The organism is Pseudomonadales bacterium (assembly GCA_013215025.1).
Taxonomy (GTDB): domain Bacteria; phylum Pseudomonadota; class Gammaproteobacteria; order Pseudomonadales; family DT-91; genus DT-91.
In genome coordinates this window covers 1-4,993 of sequence record JABSRR010000193.1, presented here as the reverse complement: position 1 = coordinate 4,993, position 4,993 = coordinate 1, and the positions used below count along the sequence as shown (strand labels likewise).

Sequence of the window (4,993 nt, the reverse complement as noted above, 5' to 3'; positions counted from 1 at the left end):
GCAGCTTTAGCCACAGCTTCAGGCGTTGCTTTTAGCGTATAGGTTTCCCAAAGTTTCTCTTTAACCGCGGCGTTTTCAGGCATCCCCCAGTGCGCCTTCAAGGCTTTCAAGTCGCCGGATAAACGCTCATTAAAGGTATCAGACTCAGCCAATCTCTCACTCATCAGACCAGGTTTTTGCCAGCAGCCAAGCCCTGCAAACATGCTAATCTCGCCCATGCTATAGCCCGCTGCAAAATCAGCTTTAACGCCAAGCGCTGCTTGCAAGATACGGGTAAAAATCACCGCATAAGCAACGCCACATTCAGCAATATCGGCTAAGTGGTTACGTAAGGAAGAATCAATTTCTTTTAGCTCCTTAAAGCCAAGCTTATCGATACTGCGCGGATTAATAATACGGTCTTTCATGCTATCGATTAGGCTATCGGCCATCAGATCGATTTGATGATAAATTTCGGGGAACAGTTGAAATAAGTCACGGCCAATTCCGACATACGTTGCACCAATGCCGGGATATAAAAAACAAACGTTATCTTGGCTACTTTTGCTATCTAGGCCAGCATCTTGTTTAGCTGCATTGACGGACTGAGCGGTAAAATAAGAACCTTTCGGTGTCTTCCACTCAGCTTTATTTGCAAACGCATCAGCAATGCCTGACTCAGCTTTTTCTATTTCAGCAAATAACTCATCACTGTTTTCAGCCAACAAAACAGCGATATAATCTGCATCCGGGCTTATCACTGCACCTTTTTCAACAGATTCGCGCATGCCAGCCAAAGCTTGCTGAAACATTGCATTACGCAGCTCATATAAAATATGCGGGTTAGTTGACAGGCCCACTGCTAGCTGTTGCTTAAGACTGTTAAGGCAAGCTAAAAGCTCTTGTTCAGAGTTACCAAACACGGGAAAAAGTTTGATATGACTCAGGCTTAAAAACCCATTCAGACGCTCTGTATCGGCAGGATTATCAGCGATAAACAGATGTGCATGGCTTAAGTTAACGGCTGCAACACGCTGCTGATGGTCGTTTTCAAGATACCAAGGCCTTGATTCTGTGGCGAAATAAAAAGGGCTGCTATACCAGCTTGAACTCGCTGGCTTTTGCCAATTACTCACACCAGCAAGATAACGCTGCTGACAACATAGGCTGGCATGAATAATAGCCGCTAAATCGGTAAAACTGCCGCCATTACCGAGCAGCGCTTTGACCGATGCCACGGCAATCGACAAGCTATCTCTAGATTGATAGGCATTGCTTAAGCGGATCGCCTCTTGCTCTGCCTCTTGGCAGTTAACACTTGAGGTCTCTATGAGGGCAACTTGCTGGAACAAATCATGCTGTTGATGCAGATATTCAGTTAATGCCGTTTGATTTAGAATAGCATCATCAATTGTTAAAATAGCCTGCTCAATCGAGCTTAAATAAAACTGATCTTTATCAAGACTTTTATCTAACACAATTGCAGCCAGACCTGAAGCATCTGGGTAAGCAGTAAAACTTTCGGAAAAGCTTATATGTCTTGCAATATCAGCACACTGCGTCGTTGCATCTTCACTAGCTTTTTCATTAGCTTCTTCAAAGCTATTGTCAATCGCCAAGATAGCTGCGTTAGTCAATTCAGATTGGTCAAACTGAGCTAAAGCGTCTACAACACTGTTTGCATATTCTAGCTGCATGGCAAAACCATGCTCAAAAACTTGACTAGCAGCGATGACATCTTTCACTGACTGATCAGCAATAATAAAAAGCTGCGCAATAGGCTTATTGTTTAGCTGCTGTGTTAATTGAGACATCATATAGCTTATTTGCGTTTGCACACTTTCAGCAGCCATTGGCTGGTTGACGCCAGGCACAAAATTATCGCTAGGCTTGTAGCTCTGGCGATGAAAATGATCTAAGCCGCATATATCAACCGCTAAAACTTCCGCTGCTGTTAAATAAAGCCTATGTTGTAATTGATATTCTGACATCTGCTAGCGTCTATGCGTCAACTACGCTTTATCAGCATTGCGGGATTTTCGCACAAATGCTTGTTTAAGATTTTCACTAGCTGTAACTTCACAACCAGTAATATTAGCTAACAAATCACCTGTATCAGATAACATGCTAATATCTGCCTTAACACTATTGCCGCTGACACAGACATTGTGCAGATATAAGTAAAACGCCTCATTTACAGCAGGCGATTGATAGTATCTCCAATTTTCCGTGCTTGATGGCAGAGCTGCTAAATCTAATTGTTCGCGCACCCAAATCAACATGGACTGATAAACAAGGTCATTGGCAAAAACCTGACTACTGGCCTGCGTTAAGTCAAAACCCGCGGCTTTAGCCATAGCACTTTCAGGTAAATTACAGCGCGCCCACATCGATGCAGTTTGAGCCGCATCGTCAAAGCAGATGGCTTCAATACCCTGCAAACTGTCACCATGAAACAAGGTGCCATCGTGGTACCAACTGGAACTGAGATCAGCAGACTTTACTAGCTCTGGTATCGCGAAACGTTGCACAGGCGCTGCATCACGCTCAGCAAAACTTATAGCTGCTGCATAATGAAAGAGTGGCTTTCCATCAGCTTTTACACTGCTGACTTTAACATCAGCAATAGATTCACAATCAGAAACGCTAATATCAAGGACTAAGCTGCTGGGTGCAGCACCATCAAACACCACGCCTTTAAACAACTTATAGTCATTCAAAATGGGCATATTTATATCTGTATTCACCTGCAACGCTAAGGCTGCAGCATCTATCATCCACGCCTGAGCACAAACGGTGGGCAACACCGCGAATTCACCAATGCGATGATCATTAAGAAACTGTATCTCGGCCGCCTTTAGTGGTAATGCAAACTGCTGCTGGCGGCTAATGACTTTTTTTCGCTTGCACCCTTTCCTTCATGACCTGCCATATCGTTACCAACCAGAATAATTGGTGAGCGATTCGTGGTTGCGCAAAGTTCATGCACTAAAATATCAGCACCGGTATCCAAGGGAATAATATAGACACCGCGCGCAGCAAACATTTTCTTTAACTCCGCGGTTACCATGCCACCATCCCAAGGCCCCCAATTAAAGCTCAACGCTTGTGCAGCTGGGTTTTGTTGCTTAAAACGCACGGCGATTTTATTTAACACATCATTTGCAATTGCGTAGTCAGATTGACCGGGATTGCCATAAAAGCCTGCTGCTGATGAAAACATCACCAGAGCATCCAAATTTTTACCCGCAGCATCTAACAAGGCTTGGAAACCAGTAATTTTTGTATCAAAAACAGCATTAAAGTCGGCAACCGATTTATCTTCGATAAACTTATCGGCAAGCACACCCGCACCGTGAATAATGCCCGTCACTTTAGCAATGCCAGCGTTTTGTGCATCACTGATGACGGCTTTTATCTCTGCAACATTGGTAACATCGGCGCTACCATAGTGTGCTTTACCGCCAGCTGCTGTAATCGCAGCTAGGGTGTTAGCAATTTCTCTATTCGCCAGCACATTATCTACCATCTTTTTCACTGCTACTGGCGTTGGCTTTTCACCCTCTGAGGTGATAGCAGCCATTGCCGCTTTATTTAGATCCGCTTGCTCTGTTAAACCGCTTGCCCAATCTGGTTGATTGGCATCGAAGCGGCTACGACCCAGTAAGATAAACTGACACTGATGTTTTTTTGCCAGCTCAACAACACAATGTGCCGTGACACCTTTTGCACCCCCTGAAACTAAAAACACGCTGTCTTGATTAAATGTGGCATCTTGCTCTAAGTTAAAACTATCGGTGGCTACCGCACTCAGAGTTAAACGACCATCATCATCGTAGCCAACCTCGGCATGTGAGGTATCAGCTGCTTGATATTCCGCTAAAAGAATATCGGCGCATTTTTCCGCTGTAAACTTATTGGCTATATCAAGTGTGCGACAAAATACATTGTCCCATTCTTGTTTTAAGGTTTTCACTAAGCCACTGATACCGCCTTGCACTAAGCCGGACTGTTCATCATGAAAACCGAACTGACCACCTTGGCGCGTCATCGCAATAAACGCTGGACGTGCAGCTGATGAAGCTTTTATCGCTGAAAACTTAGCGGTTAAAAAGCTCAGTAATACAGATGACTTTGCTTCATCAGTAAACCGCATTGTTTTTTGAGCTACTTTAGCTGACAGGCTAAACACAAGGTCTAACTGACCTTGTGCAGCGATGAAATCTTGAATCGCTAGTTCATCAATCTCAGCAAGCTCTAACACTACCGCATTTGCATCAAAATTTTTCTTTGTGGTTGACTTCACCCAAGCTGGCTTAATCACTGAAACCTTGCCACCAGCCTTAATTAACTGGCTGCATAGGCTCACAGCGACACCGTTGCCGTCATCAATAATCAAGCTGCTCAATGACGCTAAATCCTGCGCATCCTGAAGTAAGCTGCCAAGGCGTTCTACTTCTGCAGTCGCTGTTGGCGACTTAAATTTTACGACCGTTGACTCAGCCGTATCTAAAGATGCCGCGTCATCATTAGCTGCAGTATTAGCAAAAGTTGATGCAGAACGAGACGTAAAGGCATCTGTAATTTCTTTTAAGGTGCGCATTTCAGCCAAGGTTTCAGCGTCAAGCTCGGGTAAACCTGGCAATGCATCTTGTACCGCACCTAAAATTTCAACACGCTTGATTGAATCAATACCAAGGTCGGCCTCCATATCCATATCAAGCTCAAGCATTTCTTTTGGGTAGCCGGTTTTTTCAGATACCACTTCGATTAAGGTATTTGAAAATGCCGTGATATCAACTGCTGCTATAGCAGGCTGAGTCGCTTCTTGTGTTATTTCTAAAGAGTTGTCGGCTGCTGGCAGCTTACTGTTCATATAATCAACAATTTGACCAAGCGTACGAAGCTCAGCTAAATCTTCGGGGTTAAGCTCTGGCAACTCAGGTAATTCATCTTGTACAGCGCCTAAGATTTCAACACGCTTAATCGAGTCGATACCTAAGTCCGCTTCCAT

General features: G+C 44.2%; 3 protein-coding genes. All 3 read right to left on the bottom strand.

All coding sequences use genetic code 11. From position 1 onward, the window contains the following. On the bottom strand, positions 1-1,970 hold a 1,970-nt coding region (locus tag HRU21_11490; protein ID NRA42912.1), incomplete at its 3' end, for a hypothetical protein. Positions 1,971-1,991: 21 nt separating this feature from the next. Continuing rightward, on the bottom strand, positions 1,992-2,870 hold the full coding sequence (locus HRU21_11485; protein NRA42911.1) for a polyketide synthase dehydratase domain-containing protein: 879 nt from the start codon (positions 2,868-2,870) through the stop codon (positions 1,992-1,994). After that, the coding region (locus tag HRU21_11480; GenBank protein NRA42910.1) for an SDR family NAD(P)-dependent oxidoreductase at positions 2,837-4,993 on the bottom strand (2,157 nt) is incomplete at its 5' end. The genes HRU21_11480 and HRU21_11485, both read right to left, overlap by 34 nt.